We start from the raw sequence: 16,971 nt of genomic DNA, 5'->3' as shown, positions 1-16,971 counted from the left end.
TCGCCGGTAACTTTACCCTCGCGGTTCCGACGGCACCGGCAGCCTACTGCCCGAGCAAGCGGTCCCGCAGCGCCGCATCCTTCTGCATGACAGTGTCCTGCAGGTCGGACTGGAACTGCACGACCCGCTCCCGCAGCACGGCGTCGGACGCCCCCAGGATCCGCACCGCCAGCAACCCTGCGTTGCGGGCCCCGCCGATCGACACCGTGGCCACCGGCACGCCGGCGGGCATCTGCACGATCGACAGCAGCGAGTCCAGTCCGTCCAGCTTGGCCAGAGGCACCGGCACACCGATGACCGGAAGCGGCGTTGCCGACGCCACCATGCCGGGCAGATGGGCAGCGCCGCCGGCACCGGCGATGATCACCTCGATACCGCGGTCCGCCGCGCTCTGCGCGTACTCGAGCATGCGGACCGGGGTGCGGTGCGCGGAGACGACGCCGACCTCGAACGGCACGCCGAACTCGGCCAGGGCGTGCGCCGCGTCTTCCATCACCGACCAGTCGCTGTCGCTGCCCATGATCAGGCCGACCCGCGGCGCCGGGGCACTAGTCATGGGCACTCCATCCGTCCGTCCATTCCGCATGCGACAACCAGTGTGCCGCCCTGACCGCGCGTTCCCGCACCTCGGCGACGTACGCGTCGTCATCGGCAGAGCCGCTGGCGGCGCCGACGACGTTCACATGTCCGATCTTGCGGCCCGGCCGTTCTTGTTTCCCGTACAGATGCACCTTGGCATCCGGCAGCCTCGCGAACAGATGATGCAGCCGTTCGTCCATCGTCATCGCCGGAGAGTCTTGTGCGCCAAGGATATTGGCCATCACCGTGACCGGCGCGATCGGCGCGGTGTCACCGAGCGGATAGTCCAGCACTGCGCGCAGGTGTTGTTCGAACTGACTCGTACGGGCGCCGTCCATGGTCCAGTGCCCGGAATTGTGCGGACGCATCGCCAGCTCGTTGACGAGCAGCGCACCGTCCACGGTCTCGAACAATTCGACGGCGAGCACGCCGACCACGCCGAGCTCCGCTGCCAGCTGCAGCCCCAGTCGGCCTGCGGCAGAACGCAACTCATCGTTGAGCCGCGGCGCCGGCGCGATGACCTCCACGCAGATGCCGTCGCGCTGCACGGTCTCGACCACCGGCCACGCCGCGCCCTGACCGAACGGTGAGCGGGCCACCAGCACGGCCAGCTCGCGCCGCATCGCCACCCTCTCCTCGATCAGCACTTCGGCGCCGCCCGACAGGTACCGACGCGCCGCGTCGCGCGCGTCGGCAGCATCGCGGGCCAGCGTCACACCGCGGCCGTCGTATCCGCCGCGCGCGGTCTTGACCACGACGGGGCCGTCGACGCGGGCGGCGAACGCGTCGACGTCGGCAAGCTGACCGACCGCCGCGAACCGCGGCACCGGCGCACCGAGCGCCTCGAGCCGTCGACGCATCACCAATTTGTCCTGGGCGTGGATCAAGGCCGACGGTGGCGGTGCCACGTTGACGCCGTCGGCGACGAGTTTCTCCAGCAGCTCGGGAGGGACGTGCTCATGATCGAAGGTCAGCGCGGCGGCGCCCGCGGCCGCACGGCGCAACGCATCGAGATCGGTATGCGTGCCCAGCACCACATCGGGGCTGACCTGCGCGGCCGGGTCGGCCGCGTCGACGGCGAGAACACGCAGCGTCTGACCGAGCGCGATGGCCGCCTGATGGGTCATTCTGGCCAGCTGTCCACCGCCGACCATGGCCACCACCGGGGGTCCGTTCGGGTTCTGCGACACGCCCTAATGGTGTCATGACCGCCCAGGCGGGCCGGTCACCGTGTACCCGCTGCGACCTGCACGGGTACGCGCAACGTGCACTATTTCCGTACACTGCGCTGTTGTGTCCTTTACCGATGCGACGATCGCACGGCTGCCAAGTCCGATCCGGCCGTACTTCGAGCGGCATCACGAACTGATCAAGTTCGCGATCGTCGGCGCGACGACGTTCATCATCGACACATCGGTCTTCTACACGCTCAAGCTCACGGTGCTCGAGCCCAAGCCGGTGACGGCGAAGATCATCGCGGGCATCGTCGCGGTGATCGCGTCCTACATCCTCAATCGCGAGTGGAGCTTCCGCGACCGCGGCGGTCGGGAGCGCCACCACGAGGCGCTGCTGTTCTTCGGGTTCAGCGGGGTCGGCGTGTTGTTGAGCATGGCGCCGCTGTGGTTCTCCAGCTACGTGCTGATGCTGCGGGTGCCCGAGGTCAGCCTGACCGTGGAGAACATCGCCGACTTCATCTCGGCCTACATCATCGGCAACCTGCTGCAGATGGCGTTCCGGTTCTGGGCGTTCCGCCGCTGGGTGTTCCCCGACGAGTTCGGCCGCAACCCGGACAAGGCGGTCGAGTCGCTCACCGCGGGCGGTCTCGCCGAGGCCATGGAGGACGTCCACGAGCACGAAGAGATCGCGGCCGCCGAGCACGAAGAGATCGCGGCCGCCGAGCACGCGGTCGGCAACGTCACCCCCTTGAAGCCGCGGCGGCGCGCCAGGCGGCTGGCTCAGCTCGGCGACTCGTCCGAGCCCAGGGTGTCGAAGACCTCGTGATACAGCAGCGAGTGGACTCGTTCCACTCGCGGAATGTCGTCGAACGCGAGCGGATCCTGCGCCGCTGACTCGATGATCAGCGTGCCCGTGCGCAGAATGCGGTCGATCAATCCGTGCCGGAACTCGACGCTGTTGATCCGCGCCAGCGGGATGTCGATCCCCGACCGGGTCAACACCCCGTGGCGGAACATCACGCGACGGTCGGTGATCACGAAGTGGGTCGTCAGCCAGTTGAGGAACGGCCACAGCGTCAACCATCCGATGATGACCAGCCAGATCACGGCGATCACGATCAGCACGACGTTGCGCGCGGTCTGATCCCAGTCGAGGGTGTTGAGGTAGCCGGCGAGTACCGCGGCCGCCGCGGTCGCCAACAGCAGCACCGCCACCGGGCCGATCAGCCGTTTCCAATGCGGGTGCCGGTGCAGCACCACCTGCTCATCGGCGGCGAGCACATTGTCGGGATAACCCATGACGATGACCTTAGAGCGATTCGGCCGGCCGCAAGTGGACGATGTCGCCCGCGGACACCGTCGTCGGCCCGCCGTCGGTGTCGAGCACGAGCCTGCCCTGGCCGTCGATGTCACGCGCAACGCCGACGAGTTCACGGTCACCGGGGAGCAGCGCGCGAACATTCATGCCGAGTGTCAGGCTCCGTGCCCGGTAGGCGGCGATCAGGTCGGCGTCGGCACCACCGCGCCGCCACGAATCGATCCGGTTGCCGAGCTCGTGCAGTACCCGGCCGATCAGCCGTTGCCGGTCGGGGTGCGCAACACCGAGGTCGACCAGCGACGTCACCCCGTCGACGCCCACCTCGTCGGCCCGCAGCGAGACGTTGAGCCCGACACCGATCACCACGGCCCGGTCCGCCGCGGCGACCTCGGCGAGGATGCCGGCCAGCTTGCCGTCGCCGGCGAGGACGTCGTTGGGCCACTTCAAGCCCGCTGCCACGCCGGCGTCGGCGACCGCGTCGACGACGGCCACGCCGGTCGCCAGCGGCAGTAACCCCCATGCGTCGCTGGGCACCGCGGCCACGTTGACGCCCACCGACATCGTGATCTGCGCGAACGGGACCGCCGACCAGCTTCGACCGCGTCGACCGCGGCCCGCGGTCTGGTTCTCGGCGATCAGCACCGCCCCGGCGATGTCCTCGCCGCGTCCTGCGCGCGCGATCAGGTCGGCGTTCGTCGATCCGGTCTCGGCCACCACGTCGACACGCCGCCATTCCGGCGAGCTGCTCAATACGTCGTCGCGCAACGCCGCAGCGTCGAGCGGAACCCGATCGACGGTCATCGGAATCGGACTCCCATCTGAAGACTCGTTCGGCCCTCACTACTACCACCGGCGGCTGTCCACACGGTGCGCAAGGCAGCTTAAGGGGACCTTAAGGACGCGCCGTCAGTCCCGCGCGCCTCATTCGTTAGCATCGACGACCATGACCTCCGTTCAACAGCCGTCGGCCGAGCCGTCAGGCGAACACGAGATCGACATCCACACCACCGCGGGCAAGCTCGCCGATCTGCGCAGGCGAGCCGAGGAGACGCTGCACCCGGTCGGCGAGGAGGCGGTCGAGAAGACGCATGCCAAGGGCAAGCTCACCGCTCGCGAGCGCATTCTCGCTCTGCTGGACGAGGGTTCGTTCGTGGAGCTCGACGCGCTGGCCCGGCACCGCAGCACGAACTTCGGCCTCGAGGCCAACCGGCCGCTCGGCGACGGCGTCGTGACCGGATACGGAACCATCGACGGTCGCGAAGTGTGCATCTTCAGCCAGGACGCGACCGTCTTCGGCGGCAGCCTCGGCGAGGTGTACGGCGAGAAGATCGTCAAGGTGCAGGAACTCGCGATCAAGACTGGGCGGCCGCTGATCGGCATCAACGACGGTGCCGGCGCGCGCATCCAGGAGGGCGTCGTCTCGCTCGGCCTGTACAGCAACATCTTCCACAACAACATTCGGGCCTCGGGCGTGATCCCGCAGATCTCGCTCATCATGGGCGCCGCGGCCGGTGGACACGTTTACTCCCCCGCGCTCACCGATTTCGTCGTCATGGTCGACCAGACCAGCCAGATGTTCATCACCGGGCCGGACGTCATCAAGACCGTCACCGGCGAAGAGGTGACGATGGAGGAACTCGGCGGCGCGCACACGCACATGGCCAAGTCGGGGCTGGCGCACTACGTGGCCTCCGGGGAGCAGGACGCGTTCGACTACGTCCGCGAGCTGCTGTCGTACCTGCCGTCCAACAACCGGGCGGACCCGCCGCGCTATCCCGCGGCGGCGCCCGAGGGCGCCATCGAGGAGAACCTCACCGACGAGGACCTCGAGCTGGACACGCTGATTCCGGATTCGCCGAACCAGCCCTACGACATGCACGAGGTCATCGTTCGCATGCTCGACGACGACGAGTTCCTCGAGGTGCAGGCCGGTTACGCGCAGAACATCATCGTCGGGTTCGGCCGCATCGAGGGACGCCCGGTGGGCATCGTGGCCAACCAGCCGACGCAATTCGCCGGCTGCCTCGACATCAACGCCTCCGAGAAGGCGGCCCGGTTCGTGCGGACCTGCGACTGCTTCAACGTCCCGATCGTGATGCTGGTCGACGTGCCCGGCTTCCTGCCCGGCACCGATCAGGAGTACAACGGCATCATCCGGCGCGGCGCCAAGCTGCTCTACGCCTACGGCGAAGCCACGGTCGCCAAGATCACGGTGATCACCCGCAAGGCCTACGGCGGCGCCTACTGCGTGATGGGCTCCAAGGAGATGGGCGCCGACGTCAACGTGGCCTGGCCGACCGCGCAGATCGCGGTGATGGGCGCGTCGGGCGCCGTCGGCTTCGTCTACCGCTCGAAGCTCAAGGAGGCGGCCAAGGGCGGCGAGGACGTCGACGCGCTGCGGCTGCAACTCCAGCAGGAGTACGAGGACACTCTGGTCAACCCCTACATCGCGGCCGAACGCGGCTACGTCGACGCGGTCATTCCGCCGTCGCACACCCGCGGCTACGTCGCGACCGCGCTGCGCCTTCTGGAACGCAAGATCGCGCAGGTGCCGCCGAAGAAGCACGGGAACATCCCCCTGTGAGCGGGGCGAACAATGAGGCTTCCGTGAGCGGGGCGAACAATGAGGCTCCCGTGAGCGGGGCGAACGATCAGGCTCCCGTGAGCGGGGCGAATGAGGCACTCGCCGATCACGAGGCGCACCTCCAGGTCGTCCGGGGTGAGCCGACGACCGAGGAGATGGCCGCGCTGATGGCCGTGCTGGCGGCCGCCTCGAGCGTTCCCGCCGAGCCGCGCGAGCAGGAGGAGAACCTCTGGGGTCATCCGGTCGACCGGCTGCGCTACACGCCGTTCAGCTGGCAGCGGGTGACGCTCGTGGAGCGGACACACATGCGCCGACGGTGACGCGGGTAGTCCTCGCGTCGGCGTCCCCCGGCCGCCGAAAGGTGTTGCGGCAGGCCGGGATCGACCCTCTTGTCATCGTGTCCGGCGTCGACGAGGATGCCGTCGTCGCCGGCCTGAACCCCTCTGCCACCCCCGCCGAGGTGACGGTCGCGCTGGCGGCGGCGAAAGCCGACGCGGTGCTCGACGGCCTCGAGTCCGCGGTCGCCGCGGATTGCGTCGTGATCGGGTGTGACTCGATGCTCTACTTCGACGGGGAACTGCTGGGCAAGCCGCCGACGCCGGAGGCGGCGCTGGCCGGCTGGAAGCGGATGGCGGGCAACTCCGGGCAGCTGTACACCGGTCATTGCGTGATTCGGTTGCGCGACAACGTCATCGAGCACCGGGTTGCCGAGTCCGAGGCCACCACGGTCCGTTTCGGCGTTCCGTCGCCCAGCGATCTCGAGTACTACCTCGCCAGCGGCGAGCCGACCGCGGTGGCGGGCGGATTCACGCTCGACGGGCTGGGCGGCTGGTTCGTCGATGGCGTTGAAGGCGATCCGTCCTCCGTGATCGGCATCGGGCTACCGCTCGTCCGCAGGCTGATCGGGCGCGCCGGCCTGTCCCTTGCCGAGCTTTGGCGGGCGAATCGGCCTGAGTAGGCTTGTTGTGTGCCATTGCCTGCCGATCCAGATCCCGCCCTGCAGTCATACGCCCACCCCGAACGGCTGGTGACCGCCGACTGGTTGTCGGCAAACCTCGGCCGTCCCGGCCTGGCGATCGTCGAGTCGGACGAGGACGTGCTGCTCTACGACACCGGGCACATTCCCGGCGCCGTCAAGATCGACTGGCACACCGACCTCAATGACCCCAACGTGCGCGATTACATCACCGGCGAGCAGTTCGCCGAGCTGATGAACCGCAAGGGCATTTCCCGCGACGACACCGTGGTGATCTACGGCGACAAGAGCAACTGGTGGGCGGCATACGCCCTGTGGGTGTTCACGCTGTTCGGCCACCCCGATGTCCGCCTGCTCAACGGCGGGCGCGACCTGTGGATCTCCGACGGCCGTGAGACCACCCTCGATGTGCCGAACAAGCAGTCCACGGGCTACCCCGTCGTCGAGCGCGACGACGCGCCGATCCGCGCGTTCAAGGACGACGTGCTCGACGTGCTCGGCACCGCGCCGTTGATCGACGTCCGTTCCCCGCAGGAGTACACCGGCGAGCGCACCCACATGCCCGACTACCCCGAGGAGGGGGCGCTACGGGGCGGCCACGTGCCCACCGCGCGGTCCATCCCGTGGGCCAAGGCCGCCGACGACAGCGGCCGGTTCCGCAGCCGCCCCGAACTCGAGGAGCTGTACGGCTTTCTGACCGCCGACGACAAGACGATCGTGTACTGCCGCATCGGCGAACGCTCGAGCCACACCTGGTTCGTGCTGACCCACCTGCTCGGCCTGCCCGGCGTGCGCAACTACGACGGCTCGTGGACCGAATGGGGTAATGCGGTACGGGTTCCGGTGGCCGTCGGACCCGAACCCGGGGAGGCGCCGGGCTCCTGATGACCGCGATGCCGGCCGCGCTGGCCGAGGTGGTCTCGGACTTCAAAGAGGTCCAGGGCCAGGACAAGCTGCAACTGCTGCTGGAGTTCGCCAACGAGCTGCCGCCGCTGCCCGCCGACCTCGAAGAGGCCGCGATGGAGCCGGTGCCCGAGTGCCAATCCCCGCTGTTCTTGCACGTCGACGCGGATGACCGCGAACACGTCCGGCTGTTTTTCAGCGCGCCCGCCGAGGCCCCCACCACCCGCGGTTTCGCGGCGATTCTGGCGACCGGGTTGGACGATCTCCCGGCCGACGAGATCCTCGGCGTGCCCGACGACTTCTACTCCGAGCTGGGCCTCGCGGCGCTGATCAGCCCGCTGCGCCTGCGTGGTATGTCCGCGATGCTCGCGCGCATCAAGAACCGGCTCCGCTGACGGATTTCTCCAGTTACCGACCGGTAAGGGACCGGCTCGCCGAACCCTCGGCTACGCCCCTTAAACTTTCCCGGGTTACATTCCTAAAGACGTTTCTTAGAGAACATGCCGTCAGGAGGCGCAGTGGCAAGTCACGCCAGCTCGAAGATCTCCAAGGTGCTGGTCGCCAACCGCGGGGAGATCGCGGTCCGGGTGATCAGGGCCGCCAAGGATGCGGGGCTGCAGAGCGTGGCCGTGTACGCCGAACCCGACGCCGACGCCCCTCACGTCCGGCTCGCCGACGAGGCTTTCGCCCTCGGCGGCCAGACGTCGGCGGAGTCCTATCTGGTCTTCGAGAAGCTGCTCGACGCCGCCGAGAAGTCCGGTGCCAACGCGGTGCACCCGGGCTACGGGTTCCTCTCCGAGAACGCCGATTTCGCGCAGGCGGTCATCGACGCGGGCCTGATCTGGATCGGGCCCAGCCCGCAGTCCATCCGCGACCTCGGCGACAAGGTCACCGCGCGCCACATCGCCGCACGTGCCAAGGCTCCGTTGGTGCCGGGCACACCGGATCCGGTCAAGAACGCCGACGAGGTCGTCGCGTTCGCCAAGGAGTACGGCGTGCCAATCGCGATCAAGGCCGCCTTCGGCGGCGGCGGCCGCGGCATGAAGGTGGCCCGCACCATCGAGGAGATCCCCGAACTGTACGAATCGGCGGTGCGTGAAGCCGTCGCGGCGTTCGGCCGCGGCGAGTGCTTCGTCGAGCGCTACCTCGACAAGCCGCGCCACGTCGAGGCGCAGGTGATCGCCGACCAGCACGGCAACGTCGTCGTCGCCGGCACCCGGGACTGCTCGCTGCAGCGCCGCTTCCAGAAGCTGGTCGAAGAGGCACCCGCGCCATTTCTCACGGACGCGCAGCGCAAAGAGATCCACGAGTCGGCCAAGCGCATCTGCAAGGAGTCCGGCTACTACGGCGCCGGCACCGTCGAGTACCTGGTCGGCCAGGACGGTCTGATCTCGTTCCTCGAGGTCAACACCCGCCTGCAGGTCGAGCACCCGGTGACCGAGGAGACCTCGGGCATCGACCTGGTGCGCCAGCAGTTCCGCATCGCCAACGGCGAACCGCTCGACATCACCGAGGATCCGACGCCGCGTGGGCACTCCATCGAGTTCCGCATCAACGGCGAGGACGCCGGACGCGGCTTCCTGCCCGCTCCCGGTCCGGTGACCAGGTTCGAGACCCCGCAGGGCCCCGGCATCCGGATGGACGCCGGCGTGGAGTCCGGTTCGGTGATCGGCGGCCAGTTCGACTCGATGCTGGCCAAGCTGATCGTCACCGGCGCCAATCGTCAAGAGGCCCTGGAGCGGTCGCGCCGCGCGCTGGACGAATTCCACGTCGAGGGCCTGGCCACCGTGATCCCGTTCCACCGCGCCGTGGTGTCCGACCCCGCGTTCATCGGTGACGACAACGGCTTCACCGTGCACACCCGCTGGATCGAGACCGAGTGGGACAACACCATCGAACCGTTCACCGGTGGCGACCCGATCGAGGAAGAGGACACCGTCCCGCGGCAGACCGTTGTCGTGGAGGTCGGCGGCCGGCGCCTCGAGGTGTCGCTGCCCGGTGACCTGGCTCTCGGTGGCGGCGGCGCCCCGGCAGCCGGTGCCAACGTCGTCCGTAAGAAGCCCAAGGCGCGCAAGCGCGGCGGGGGCGGCGGAGCAGCCGCGTCCGGCGACGCGGTGACCGCGCCGATGCAGGGCACGGTGGTCAAGGTCGCCGTCGAGGAGGGTCAGCAGGTCTCCGCCGGTGACCTGGTCGTGGTGCTCGAGGCGATGAAGATGGAAAACCCCGTCACCGCGCACAAGGACGGCACCGTCACCGGCCTGGCCGTCGAGCCCGGCGCCGCCATCACCCAGGGCACGGTGCTGGCCGAGATCAAGTAAGGACAATCCTGGCGAGCAGACGGCAATTGTCCTGAAATGCGGCAATTTTGGGTCACTTTGCGTCTGCTCGCGCTAGATGGGTGACATGGAGCCGGTGGAGATTAACGCGGGCGCGTGGTATCTGCGCGCGCTGCGCTGCGACGACCGCATCGACGACCGACCCGCGCTGGCGGAGTTGGGCAACACCGACGCCGGTTACGTGCAGATGCGGGCGGCGCAGTGGGAGTCGGACACCATGTATTCGTGGGCGGTGTGCGAGCCGACGACGGGTGAACTGCTCGCCGAGGTGACGCTGTCACCGGCCACCGGGAACATCGCCCTGCAGGCCCGGCGCGGCCATGCCGAGGCCGCGCAGGCTGCAGGCGACGCCGTCCGGCGGTTCGCGGACTCGTTGGAGTAGCTACTTCACGTCGATGTCGCGGCCGGTCGCGAGGTCGGCGCAATCGACGGAGACGACGTCGTCGCGGTCGGCCAGGAACGCCCGGGCGCCTTCGTCGCCGTGGATTTGCTGCAGCAGGGTGGCCCAATGCCTGCGCGCGATGACCACCGGATGGCCGGGCACGTGCCGGTAGCGGCCGCGCGCGAGCCCGGATGCCGACCGGACCGCCGCGGCCACCACGCGGTGCACCACGTCGGCGCCGATGTCGGGGGTGTCGACGGTGTGCAGCACCGCGTAGTCGGCATCCACCGCCGACAGGCCCGCCCGCAGGGACGCCGACAACCCGTCCGCCCACGCCTCGGCGACGACCGCCCGCGCCGGCGGCGGTACCTCGACGATCGCCGCACCCAACACGACCACCACGTCAGCACACCCGCCGTCGTGCAGCGCGTCGACACCGGCCTTGAGCCACTTTCCTTGTTCAGCAAGGACTTTCGGCATTCCATACCGGGTGCCCGCACCCGCGGCGAGCAGCACACCGGCTACCGTCGTCGTCACGGACACAAGTGTGCGATCCTGCCCGAGCGTGCGCAAAGTGCTGCGGCGTTGCGGCGTGTCGTGCGACGGGCACGCACGATCGGAGGAAAGCGGGGTAGCCGGCGGCGTTGCCGTTGACCTGTGGCTATGCCGGTGATGTTGATACCGATTGTGGTTGATCGAGATGCGGCGTAGGGTTCAGCACAGGTTGAGTTCACAGCCAAGCTGGAAACGTCATCCACGGGCAGGGCAGCACTTTTGCCGCTGCTACGAAGGCTTTGAAGACGCAGGGCCCCAATTTTTGACGTGAACCACAGTACGAATTGCACATTCACTGATGGAGTCACAAATGCCTGTTTCTCGCACCCCACCGATCGATTCGGCGCCACTGGTCGAATCCCACGATTGCCACACCGCGCATTTCGCCACCCGCCGGCTGCAAGCAGATACCGCGATCATCACCGTGCAGGGCCAGATCGACGCGGCGAACGCTCAGGACCTGATCGACTACGCGCTGCGCCATGCCACCGAGCTCGATTGTCTGCTGATCGACCTTTCCGGAGTCGACTTCTTCGGCACCGCAGGGTTTTCCGCGCTGCACACCCTCAACGTCCGTACCGCCGGCGAGGAGATCGGCTGGGCGATGCTGCCGAGCCCCGCGGTGAGCCGATTGCTGCGCATCTGCGATCCGGATGCCGCGTTGCCCGTCAGTGACAGCGTCGAGGCGGCGCTCTCGGCGCTACAGGGCGATCGGCCGCTACTGCAACTGGTCCCTGAGCCGCGCTAGGGATTTCGCCAGCAGCCGCGACACGTGCATCTGCGAGATGCCGACCCGTTCGGCGATCTGCGTCTGGGTGAGCGACTCGAAGAACCGCAGCAGCAACACCGTGCGTTCGCGTTCGGGTAGTGCAGCGAGCAAGGGCCGCAACGCTTCCCGGTTCTCGATCTGATCCAGGCCGAGGTCGACGTCGCCCAGTGTGTCGGCGATTGCGGGGGCGTCCTCGGTTCCGCTGCCGCCACTGTCGATCGACAGCGTGTTGTAGGAGCTCCCGGCGACCAGGCCCTCGACGACCTCGTCGCGATCCATGCCCAGCTCCGCGGCCAGCTCCGAGGCTGTCGGCGCGCGGCCGAGGCGCTGCGACAACTCCGCGGTCGCGGCACCGAGCCGCAGGTGAAGTTCCTTGAGCCGCCGGGGCACCTTGACCGACCAGCTGTTGTCACGGAAGTGCCGTCGGACTTCGCCCATGATGGTCGGCACCGCGAACGAGACGAAGTCCGAGCCCGCCTCGACGTCGAAACGGATCACCGCGTTCACCAGGCCGACGCGGGCCACCTGGACGAGGTCTTCGCGCGGTTCGCCGCGTCCGTCGAAGCGGCGGGCGATGTGGTCGGCCAGCGGCAGGCAGCGCTCGACGATGCGGTCTCGCTGCCGCTGGAACTTCGGCGAGTCCGCCGGCACATCCTTCAGTTCGCGGAACATGTCGGCGACATCCGCGTACTCAGAGTTCGAACGCGACGACGAACCCTGTGACGTCGGCGGCGTCACTGCAGTGTCGCTCGTCTCGTCGTCATGGAGATCCCGAACACCTGCGCGTTCTCGGGTCCCTGCCCGTTCTGGAAGGTCTTGACTTCGTCGGTCAGCGAGCTGAGCACGTGCCAGCTGAAGCTGCCCGGCGCCAAGATGTCGGAGTTCTTGCATGTGGTCGACGCGTCGATGATGACGGCGTCCTCCCGCGGGTCGATGACGAGAAGCAGTACCGAGTCGGGTACCGCGGACCGGATCAGCCTGGTACACGCCTCGTCGACCGCGAGCCGCAGGTCGGCCACGGCGTCGAAGTCGAGGTCCTCGAACGTCGCCACCGCGGCGACGAGGGTGCGCAGCACCGCTAGGTTCTCGAGTTCGGCAGCGACCCGGAGTTCCACCGACCGCCCGCCGTGTCCGTGCCCGTTTTTCTTGTTGGCGACGTCGGCCATCTGACCTCCCGGCAATGTCGAAGCGAGATTACCCCAGGTCGAGTCCCAGCTAACCACGAGTACTCCGGCTACCCGCCGCTGATGACGTGTGCCACACGTCAAGGCGGGTAATAACCCGGTCATGGAGCAGACTCGACGGCGAACGCACTTCGATCACACGGCCGACGACCGGGCGCCGATCGCGCCGATGATGCGGTGAATGCGCCTGTGACGACCAACGTTGCGATGGCGTGGCGAAGCCGGAGTTGTCCATGGTGGGAGTCCAATACCCCGCTGCGCTCGGATGCCAAACATGCGACTTCGCCGTAGCGTCGTGCGGGGCCCCGGCCTGCGGCGGGTGCGCCGGGGCCGCGGGTTCTCCTACTACCAGCCTGACGGCACACCGCTCACCGATGAGGCGACGCTGCAACGCATCAAGGATCTGGTGATCCCGCCGGCCTGGAAGAAGGTGTGGATCTGCCCGTACCCCAACGGCCACATCCAGGCGGTCGGAACAGACGCCGCGGGCAGGCGACAGTACCTGTACCACCAGCGGTGGCAGGAGGAGCGCAACGAGGAGAAGTTCGACCGGGTCCTGGAGATGTCGGCCGCGCTGCCCGAGATGCGCCGACGCATCGCCGCGGATCTGCGCAGCCGGGGCCTGGGCCGCGACCGCGTGCTCGCGCTCGCGCTGCACCTGCTCGATCTCGGCTATTTCCGCGCCGGCTCGGAGCAGTACGCGGAGGAGAACAACTCCTACGGAATCGCCACTTTGCTCTGCGAGCATGTGACGCTGCGCGGCAACGCCATCGAGTTCGACTTCCCCGCCAAGAGCGGGGTGCGACGGACGCTGACGATCGACGATCCCGAAGCGGTCCGCTCGGTGCGGTCGCTGTTGCGCCGCCCGCAGCGTACGGAGCGGCTGCTGGTGTGCCGCAACGGTTCCAGTTGGACCGACGTCCATGCCGATGACCTCAACACCCGGTTCAAGGAACTTGTCGGCGAGGAGTACACGGTCAAGGATCTGCGGACCTGGCACGGCACCGTGCTGGCGGCGGCGGCATTCGTCGACGCCGACCCACCGGTCAACAAGGCGGTGACCAAGCGGGTCGAATCCGCGGTGATGAAAGAGGTCGCCGAAGAGCTGGGCAACACCCCCGCGGTGGCTCGCGGCTCGTACGTCGACCCCAGGGTCGTCGAGGGCTACGAGTCCGGTCTCACGATCGCCGCGGGCGTGCGCCGCGCCGCGCGGACGAAGACCCTCGCCGAACGTCAAGAGGTGCTCGACCGCAGCACCGCGAGCCTGATCCGCAAGGTCGCCAAAAGTCAGTAGCCCGACGGTGTTCCGTTACCCAGGTAGGTCAATCCGAGCTCGGCGAGTGCCGACGGGTCGAGCAGGTTGCGGGTGTCGACGACGACGGCTCCCGGGGCCTGTTCGGCGATCAGGGCCCAGTCGAGTTCGCGGAACTCCGGCCATTCGGTGAGCACGACGATCGCATCGGCATCCTTGGTGGCGAGGTAGGGATCGTCGACCGCAACGATCGACGAGGCCCGCAGCCGCGTATGGTCCATCGCCGGCAGCCGCGGGTCATAACCGGTGACCTGCGCGCCGGCCCGGCCGAGATCCGCGCAGATGGTCAGCGCCGGCGAGTCACGCACATCAGCGGTGCCGGCCTTGAATGTCAAGCCCAAAGCGGTGATCCGGGCCCTGCCGAGCGGGGTTCCGATGGCTCGGGACACCGTCGAAGCGACGCGCGCGGATTGTCCGGCGTTGGTGAAGCGGGCGGACTCGATCTCCAGCAGGCGCACGTCAGCCTGATCGGCGGTGTGCAGGATGGCCGCGGTGTCCTTGGGCAGACATGATCCGCCCCACCCGGGCCCGGGCTGCAGGAAATGCGGGCCGATGCGCACATCGGCGCCCATGCACCGGATGACGTCGGCGATGTCGGCGCCCAGCCGTGCGCACAGCTGCGCCAGCGAGTTGGCGTAGGAGATCTTCACGGCGAGAAAGGCATTGCTGGCGTACTTCGCCAGCTCCGCGCTCTCCGGGCTCATCGTGAAGGTCTGCGCGTGGTTTCCGTACACGCGCGACACCAGATCGGCGGCGTCGGCGTCCTCGGCTCCGATCACGATGCGGTCCGGGTTGCGGAAGTCGTAGACGGCGTGGCTCTCGCGCAGGAATTCCGGATTGGAGACCGCCCGGATCCCGGCCTGCTGCAGCCGCTCGGCGATCCGCCGGGTGGTGCCGACCGGCACGGTCGACTTGAGCACCACCACCGAACCCGCCCGCAGCACGGTGACGAGGTGATCGACCGCGTTGTCGACCGCGGACAGGTCCGCCGATCCATCCGGCCCGCTCGGCGTCGGCACGCAGACGAACACCGCGTCGCAGTCGGCCAGATCCCGGTATTCGACGGTGAATTCGAGCTTTCCGGCGGTCAAACCCTGGCGCAGCAGTTCGGCGATCCCGGGTTCGTCCAGCAGCGGCACGCCGTTGCGCAGCTGGTCGACGCGCGACGCGTCGACATCGACGCACACGGTGTCGTGGCCGCGCTCGGCAAGGCACACCGCGGTCGTCAGGCCAACGTAGCCCGCGCCGATCACGCCCGTCCGAAACGTGTTCATGCACAGTCCTTCAGCAGCGTCTCGGTGGCGTCGAGCACCCGCGGAACGGTGATCAGCAGCAGCCCGGGGTGCGGGCGGTCGGCGTGCGGGTCCCCCTTGTCGCCGGCCCAGACGGCGATGTGCGGACCGGATCCTTTCGGCCCCCACCGGTTCGGCGGCGTCGGGCCGAAGAGCAACACCGACGGGGTGCCCGTCGCGGTGGCGATGTGGCCGACACCGGTGTCACCGCAGATCAACAGCCGGCAGTCGCTGATCAACGCGACCAGTTCGAGCAGGTCGAGAGTTCCTGCCAGCACCGTCGATGGCTTCAGCCCCGCGGCGTCGGCCACCGACCGCGCGAGGCCGACCTCGCTGACGTCTCCGGTGACGACCACGTCGTAGCCCCGGCCGTGCAGTGCGGCGGCAACCTCGGCGAAGCGCTCCGGCGGCCACCGCCGCGCGGCGAACGCGGCACCCGGATGGACGACGACCGCCGAGGAGCGGTCCGGGAAGCCGGCCGGCCGTGGGATCGTCAGATCCTCTGGATCGCAGGGCATTCCGGCCCACTCGAGCAGAGCGCACCAGCGGTCGACCTCGTGCAGTTCCGCGCGCCACGGCGGGCCGTCGACCTCCGGGTACGCGCTGTGCCGGTGGCTGATCAGGCGGTGGGGGCGCAGCGTGAGGAGGTCGGCGATGCTCTCCGGGCCGCTGCCGTGCAAATTCACCGCGAGCGAGGGCGGCTCACTGCGGGGGCGCAACTGACCGAGTCCCGGCGTCGGGTCGACCTCGTCGATGGCCCCGGAAAGCATCGCCAGTTCCGCGTACCGCTCGCCAGTGGCGAGCACGATGTGCGCGTCAGGGTGAGCGCGCCGCAGTCCGCGCAGCGCCGGAACGCCGGTGAGCAGATCGCCGAGACCCAGCGCGCGCAGAACCACGATGGTGTCGGGACTCACGGCCACGAAGACTCTGTCGACGCACACACCACGAGCTCGCGCACCTCGCAGCCCGCGGGTTGGGACAGCGCGAAGACCACGGTGTCGGCCACATGCTCGGGCTGGTTGAGCTTGGCGTCGGGCGGTGGCTTGTACTGCTCCTCGCGGCTGTCGAAGAATGCGGTGTGCATACCGCCGGGGATCAGCGTGGTGACGCCCACCTCGCCCGCCAGTTCGGCCGCCAGCGCCCGGGAGAAGCCGATCACCCCGAACTTGGATGCGCAGTACGCGGTCGCGTCGCTGACGGCCTTGATGCCCAGTGTCGAAGCGCACGTGACGATCCGGCCACCGGTGTCCTTCAGGTAGGGCAACGCGGAGCGGATCACCGCCGCCGTGCCGAGCAGGTTGACGTGGATGACGCGTTCCCAGTCCTTGACCGCGACATCGTCGAGCTTGCCGCAGACGTCGGTGCCGCCCGCGGTGAACACGCCGTGGATCTGACCGCCCACCTGTTCGGCAAGCCTGCGCACCGCCGCGTCGACGGCCTCGGTGTCGGCGAGGTCGGCGCGGGCGAACGCCACTGGCAGGTCGGTGGCCTGCGGATCGTTGCGGTCAATGACCAGTGGTGTGCCACCGTGGCGCGCAACCGCTTTCACGGTGGCCGCGCCGAGACCGGAAGCACCTCCGGTGATGATGATGTTGCCCAAAGCCAT

The 16,971-nt window shown here is 68.4% G+C and carries 20 protein-coding genes; 10 read left to right on the top strand and 10 right to left on the bottom strand.

Annotated features, from left to right (window positions below):
* Positions 1 to 43: 43 nt before the first annotated feature.
* Together purE and AU187_RS23310 are read right to left on the bottom strand one after the other, a co-directional pair.
* The gene (gene purE, locus AU187_RS23315) at positions 44 to 556 is read right to left on the bottom strand and encodes a 5-(carboxyamino)imidazole ribonucleotide mutase (protein WP_059099038.1); all 513 of its coding nucleotides are present in this window, start codon (positions 554 to 556) and stop codon (positions 44 to 46) included.
* Entirely contained in the window at positions 549 to 1,769 is a 1,221-nt protein-coding gene (locus AU187_RS23310; RefSeq protein WP_286132139.1) for a 5-(carboxyamino)imidazole ribonucleotide synthase, read from the bottom strand. Before AU187_RS23310 ends, purE begins: the two co-directional genes overlap by 8 nt.
* Positions 1,770 to 1,872: 103 nt before the next feature.
* On the opposite strand from AU187_RS23310, the gene AU187_RS23305 reads away from it, so the two are divergent.
* The gene (locus AU187_RS23305) at positions 1,873 to 2,580 is read left to right on the top strand and encodes a GtrA family protein (protein ID WP_059167414.1); all 708 of its coding nucleotides are present in this window, start codon (positions 1,873 to 1,875) and stop codon (positions 2,578 to 2,580) included.
* On the opposite strand, the gene AU187_RS23300 is transcribed toward AU187_RS23305, so the two are convergent.
* The gene (locus AU187_RS23300; protein WP_059099040.1) at positions 2,535 to 3,053 is read right to left on the bottom strand and encodes a PH domain-containing protein; all 519 of its coding nucleotides are present in this window, start codon (positions 3,051 to 3,053) and stop codon (positions 2,535 to 2,537) included. The two genes, AU187_RS23305 and AU187_RS23300, sit on opposite strands and share 46 nt — an antisense overlap.
* A 10-nt stretch (positions 3,054 to 3,063) precedes the next feature.
* Complete coding sequence (locus AU187_RS23295) at positions 3,064 to 3,873, bottom strand: biotin--[acetyl-CoA-carboxylase] ligase (RefSeq protein ID WP_059167413.1); 810 nt, start codon at positions 3,871 to 3,873, stop codon at positions 3,064 to 3,066.
* A gap of 142 nt (positions 3,874 to 4,015) precedes the next feature.
* Here AU187_RS23295 and AU187_RS23290 point away from each other — a divergent pair, with 142 nt between their 5' ends.
* From AU187_RS23290 to AU187_RS23260, 7 genes are all read left to right on the top strand, one after another.
* A complete protein-coding gene (locus AU187_RS23290; protein WP_059167412.1) occupies positions 4,016 to 5,656 on the top strand; it encodes an acyl-CoA carboxylase subunit beta in 1,641 nt (546 codons plus the stop codon).
* A gap of 50 nt (positions 5,657 to 5,706) precedes the next feature.
* The gene (locus tag AU187_RS23285) at positions 5,707 to 5,976 is read left to right on the top strand and encodes an acyl-CoA carboxylase epsilon subunit (protein WP_059099097.1); all 270 of its coding nucleotides are present in this window, start codon (positions 5,707 to 5,709) and stop codon (positions 5,974 to 5,976) included.
* Entirely contained in the window at positions 5,973 to 6,614 is a 642-nt protein-coding gene (locus tag AU187_RS23280; protein WP_059167411.1) for a Maf family protein, read from the top strand. The genes AU187_RS23285 and AU187_RS23280 overlap by 4 nt, the downstream gene beginning before the upstream one ends.
* A 9-nt stretch (positions 6,615 to 6,623) precedes the next feature.
* Positions 6,624 to 7,517, top strand: a complete 894-nt coding sequence (locus tag AU187_RS23275) for a sulfurtransferase (protein ID WP_059167410.1) — start codon at positions 6,624 to 6,626, stop codon at positions 7,515 to 7,517.
* Positions 7,517 to 7,930: a SufE family protein gene (locus tag AU187_RS23270; protein WP_059167409.1), complete on the top strand. Its 414-nt coding sequence runs from the start codon at positions 7,517 to 7,519 to the stop codon at positions 7,928 to 7,930. Before AU187_RS23275 ends, AU187_RS23270 begins: the two co-directional genes overlap by 1 nt.
* 123 nt (positions 7,931 to 8,053) lie before the next feature.
* The gene (locus tag AU187_RS23265) at positions 8,054 to 9,853 is read left to right on the top strand and encodes an acetyl-CoA carboxylase biotin carboxylase subunit (protein WP_059167408.1); all 1,800 of its coding nucleotides are present in this window, start codon (positions 8,054 to 8,056) and stop codon (positions 9,851 to 9,853) included.
* Between the two features lie 85 nt (positions 9,854 to 9,938).
* The gene (locus tag AU187_RS23260; RefSeq protein WP_059167430.1) at positions 9,939 to 10,253 is read left to right on the top strand and encodes a hypothetical protein; all 315 of its coding nucleotides are present in this window, start codon (positions 9,939 to 9,941) and stop codon (positions 10,251 to 10,253) included.
* Here the strand turns inward: AU187_RS23260 and AU187_RS23255 are convergent, their stop codons facing one another.
* Entirely contained in the window at positions 10,254 to 10,796 is a 543-nt protein-coding gene (locus AU187_RS23255; RefSeq protein WP_059167407.1) for a nucleotidyltransferase family protein, read from the bottom strand.
* 322 nt (positions 10,797 to 11,118) lie between these two features.
* On the opposite strand from AU187_RS23255, the gene AU187_RS23250 reads away from it, so the two are divergent.
* The gene (locus tag AU187_RS23250) at positions 11,119 to 11,556 is read left to right on the top strand and encodes an STAS domain-containing protein (RefSeq protein WP_059167429.1); all 438 of its coding nucleotides are present in this window, start codon (positions 11,119 to 11,121) and stop codon (positions 11,554 to 11,556) included.
* On the opposite strand, the gene AU187_RS23245 is transcribed toward AU187_RS23250, so the two are convergent.
* Together AU187_RS23245 and AU187_RS23240 are read right to left on the bottom strand one after the other, a co-directional pair.
* Positions 11,527 to 12,249 carry an RNA polymerase sigma factor SigF gene (locus AU187_RS23245; protein WP_502687789.1) on the bottom strand — a complete coding sequence of 241 codons (723 nt, stop codon included), beginning with the start codon at positions 12,247 to 12,249 and terminating at the stop codon, positions 11,527 to 11,529. The two genes, AU187_RS23250 and AU187_RS23245, sit on opposite strands and share 30 nt — an antisense overlap.
* 62 nt (positions 12,250 to 12,311) lie before the next feature.
* Positions 12,312 to 12,743, bottom strand: a complete 432-nt coding sequence (locus AU187_RS23240; protein ID WP_059099048.1) for an ATP-binding protein — start codon at positions 12,741 to 12,743, stop codon at positions 12,312 to 12,314.
* 292 nt (positions 12,744 to 13,035) lie between these two features.
* On the opposite strand from AU187_RS23240, the gene AU187_RS23235 reads away from it, so the two are divergent.
* The gene (locus AU187_RS23235; RefSeq protein ID WP_059167428.1) at positions 13,036 to 14,055 is read left to right on the top strand and encodes a DNA topoisomerase IB; all 1,020 of its coding nucleotides are present in this window, start codon (positions 13,036 to 13,038) and stop codon (positions 14,053 to 14,055) included.
* Here the strand turns inward: AU187_RS23235 and AU187_RS23230 are convergent.
* From AU187_RS23230 to AU187_RS23220, 3 genes are read right to left on the bottom strand one after another with little or no spacing between them, the layout of a single operon-like run.
* Positions 14,049 to 15,347, bottom strand: coding sequence for a UDP-glucose dehydrogenase family protein (locus AU187_RS23230; protein ID WP_059167406.1), 1,299 nt, complete (start codon positions 15,345 to 15,347; stop codon positions 14,049 to 14,051). The two genes, AU187_RS23235 and AU187_RS23230, sit on opposite strands and share 7 nt — an antisense overlap.
* The gene (locus AU187_RS23225) at positions 15,344 to 16,285 is read right to left on the bottom strand and encodes a glycosyltransferase family 9 protein (RefSeq protein ID WP_059167405.1); all 942 of its coding nucleotides are present in this window, start codon (positions 16,283 to 16,285) and stop codon (positions 15,344 to 15,346) included. The genes AU187_RS23230 and AU187_RS23225 overlap by 4 nt, the downstream gene beginning before the upstream one ends.
* A complete protein-coding gene (locus AU187_RS23220; RefSeq protein WP_059167404.1) occupies positions 16,276 to 16,971 on the bottom strand; it encodes an SDR family oxidoreductase in 696 nt (231 codons plus the stop codon). The genes AU187_RS23225 and AU187_RS23220 overlap by 10 nt, the downstream gene beginning before the upstream one ends.

This window comes from Mycobacterium sp. IS-1556, assembly GCF_001499985.1.
GTDB lineage: Bacteria > Actinomycetota > Actinomycetes > Mycobacteriales > Mycobacteriaceae > Mycobacterium.
The sequence above is the reverse complement of the archived record's forward strand: the minus strand, read 5'-3'. Positions and strand labels throughout refer to the sequence as shown.

What these genes read in the sequence shown, in the direction of transcription:
- purE (WP_059099038.1), bottom strand. Translation starts at nt 556, where the DNA reads ATGACTAGTGCCCCGGCGCCGCGGGTCGGCCTGATCATGGGCAGCGAC.
- AU187_RS23300 (WP_059099040.1), bottom strand. Translation starts at nt 3,053, where the DNA reads ATGGGTTATCCCGACAATGTGCTCGCCGCCGATGAGCAGGTGGTGCTG.
- AU187_RS23295 (WP_059167413.1), bottom strand. Translation starts at nt 3,873, where the DNA reads ATGACCGTCGATCGGGTTCCGCTCGACGCTGCGGCGTTGCGCGACGAC.
- AU187_RS23290 (WP_059167412.1), top strand. Translation starts at nt 4,016, where the DNA reads ATGACCTCCGTTCAACAGCCGTCGGCCGAGCCGTCAGGCGAACACGAG.
- AU187_RS23270 (WP_059167409.1), top strand. Translation starts at nt 7,517, where the DNA reads ATGACCGCGATGCCGGCCGCGCTGGCCGAGGTGGTCTCGGACTTCAAA.
- AU187_RS23260 (WP_059167430.1), top strand. Translation starts at nt 9,939, where the DNA reads ATGGAGCCGGTGGAGATTAACGCGGGCGCGTGGTATCTGCGCGCGCTG.
- AU187_RS23250 (WP_059167429.1), top strand. Translation starts at nt 11,119, where the DNA reads ATGCCTGTTTCTCGCACCCCACCGATCGATTCGGCGCCACTGGTCGAA.
- AU187_RS23245 (WP_502687789.1), bottom strand. Translation starts at nt 12,249, where the DNA reads ATGTTCCGCGAACTGAAGGATGTGCCGGCGGACTCGCCGAAGTTCCAG.
- AU187_RS23240 (WP_059099048.1), bottom strand. Translation starts at nt 12,743, where the DNA reads ATGGCCGACGTCGCCAACAAGAAAAACGGGCACGGACACGGCGGGCGG.
- AU187_RS23235 (WP_059167428.1), top strand. Translation starts at nt 13,036, where the DNA reads ATGCGACTTCGCCGTAGCGTCGTGCGGGGCCCCGGCCTGCGGCGGGTG.
- AU187_RS23230 (WP_059167406.1), bottom strand. Translation starts at nt 15,347, where the DNA reads ATGAACACGTTTCGGACGGGCGTGATCGGCGCGGGCTACGTTGGCCTG.
- AU187_RS23220 (WP_059167404.1), bottom strand. Translation starts at nt 16,971, where the DNA reads ATGGCTTTGGGCAACATCATCATCACCGGAGGTGCTTCCGGTCTCGGC.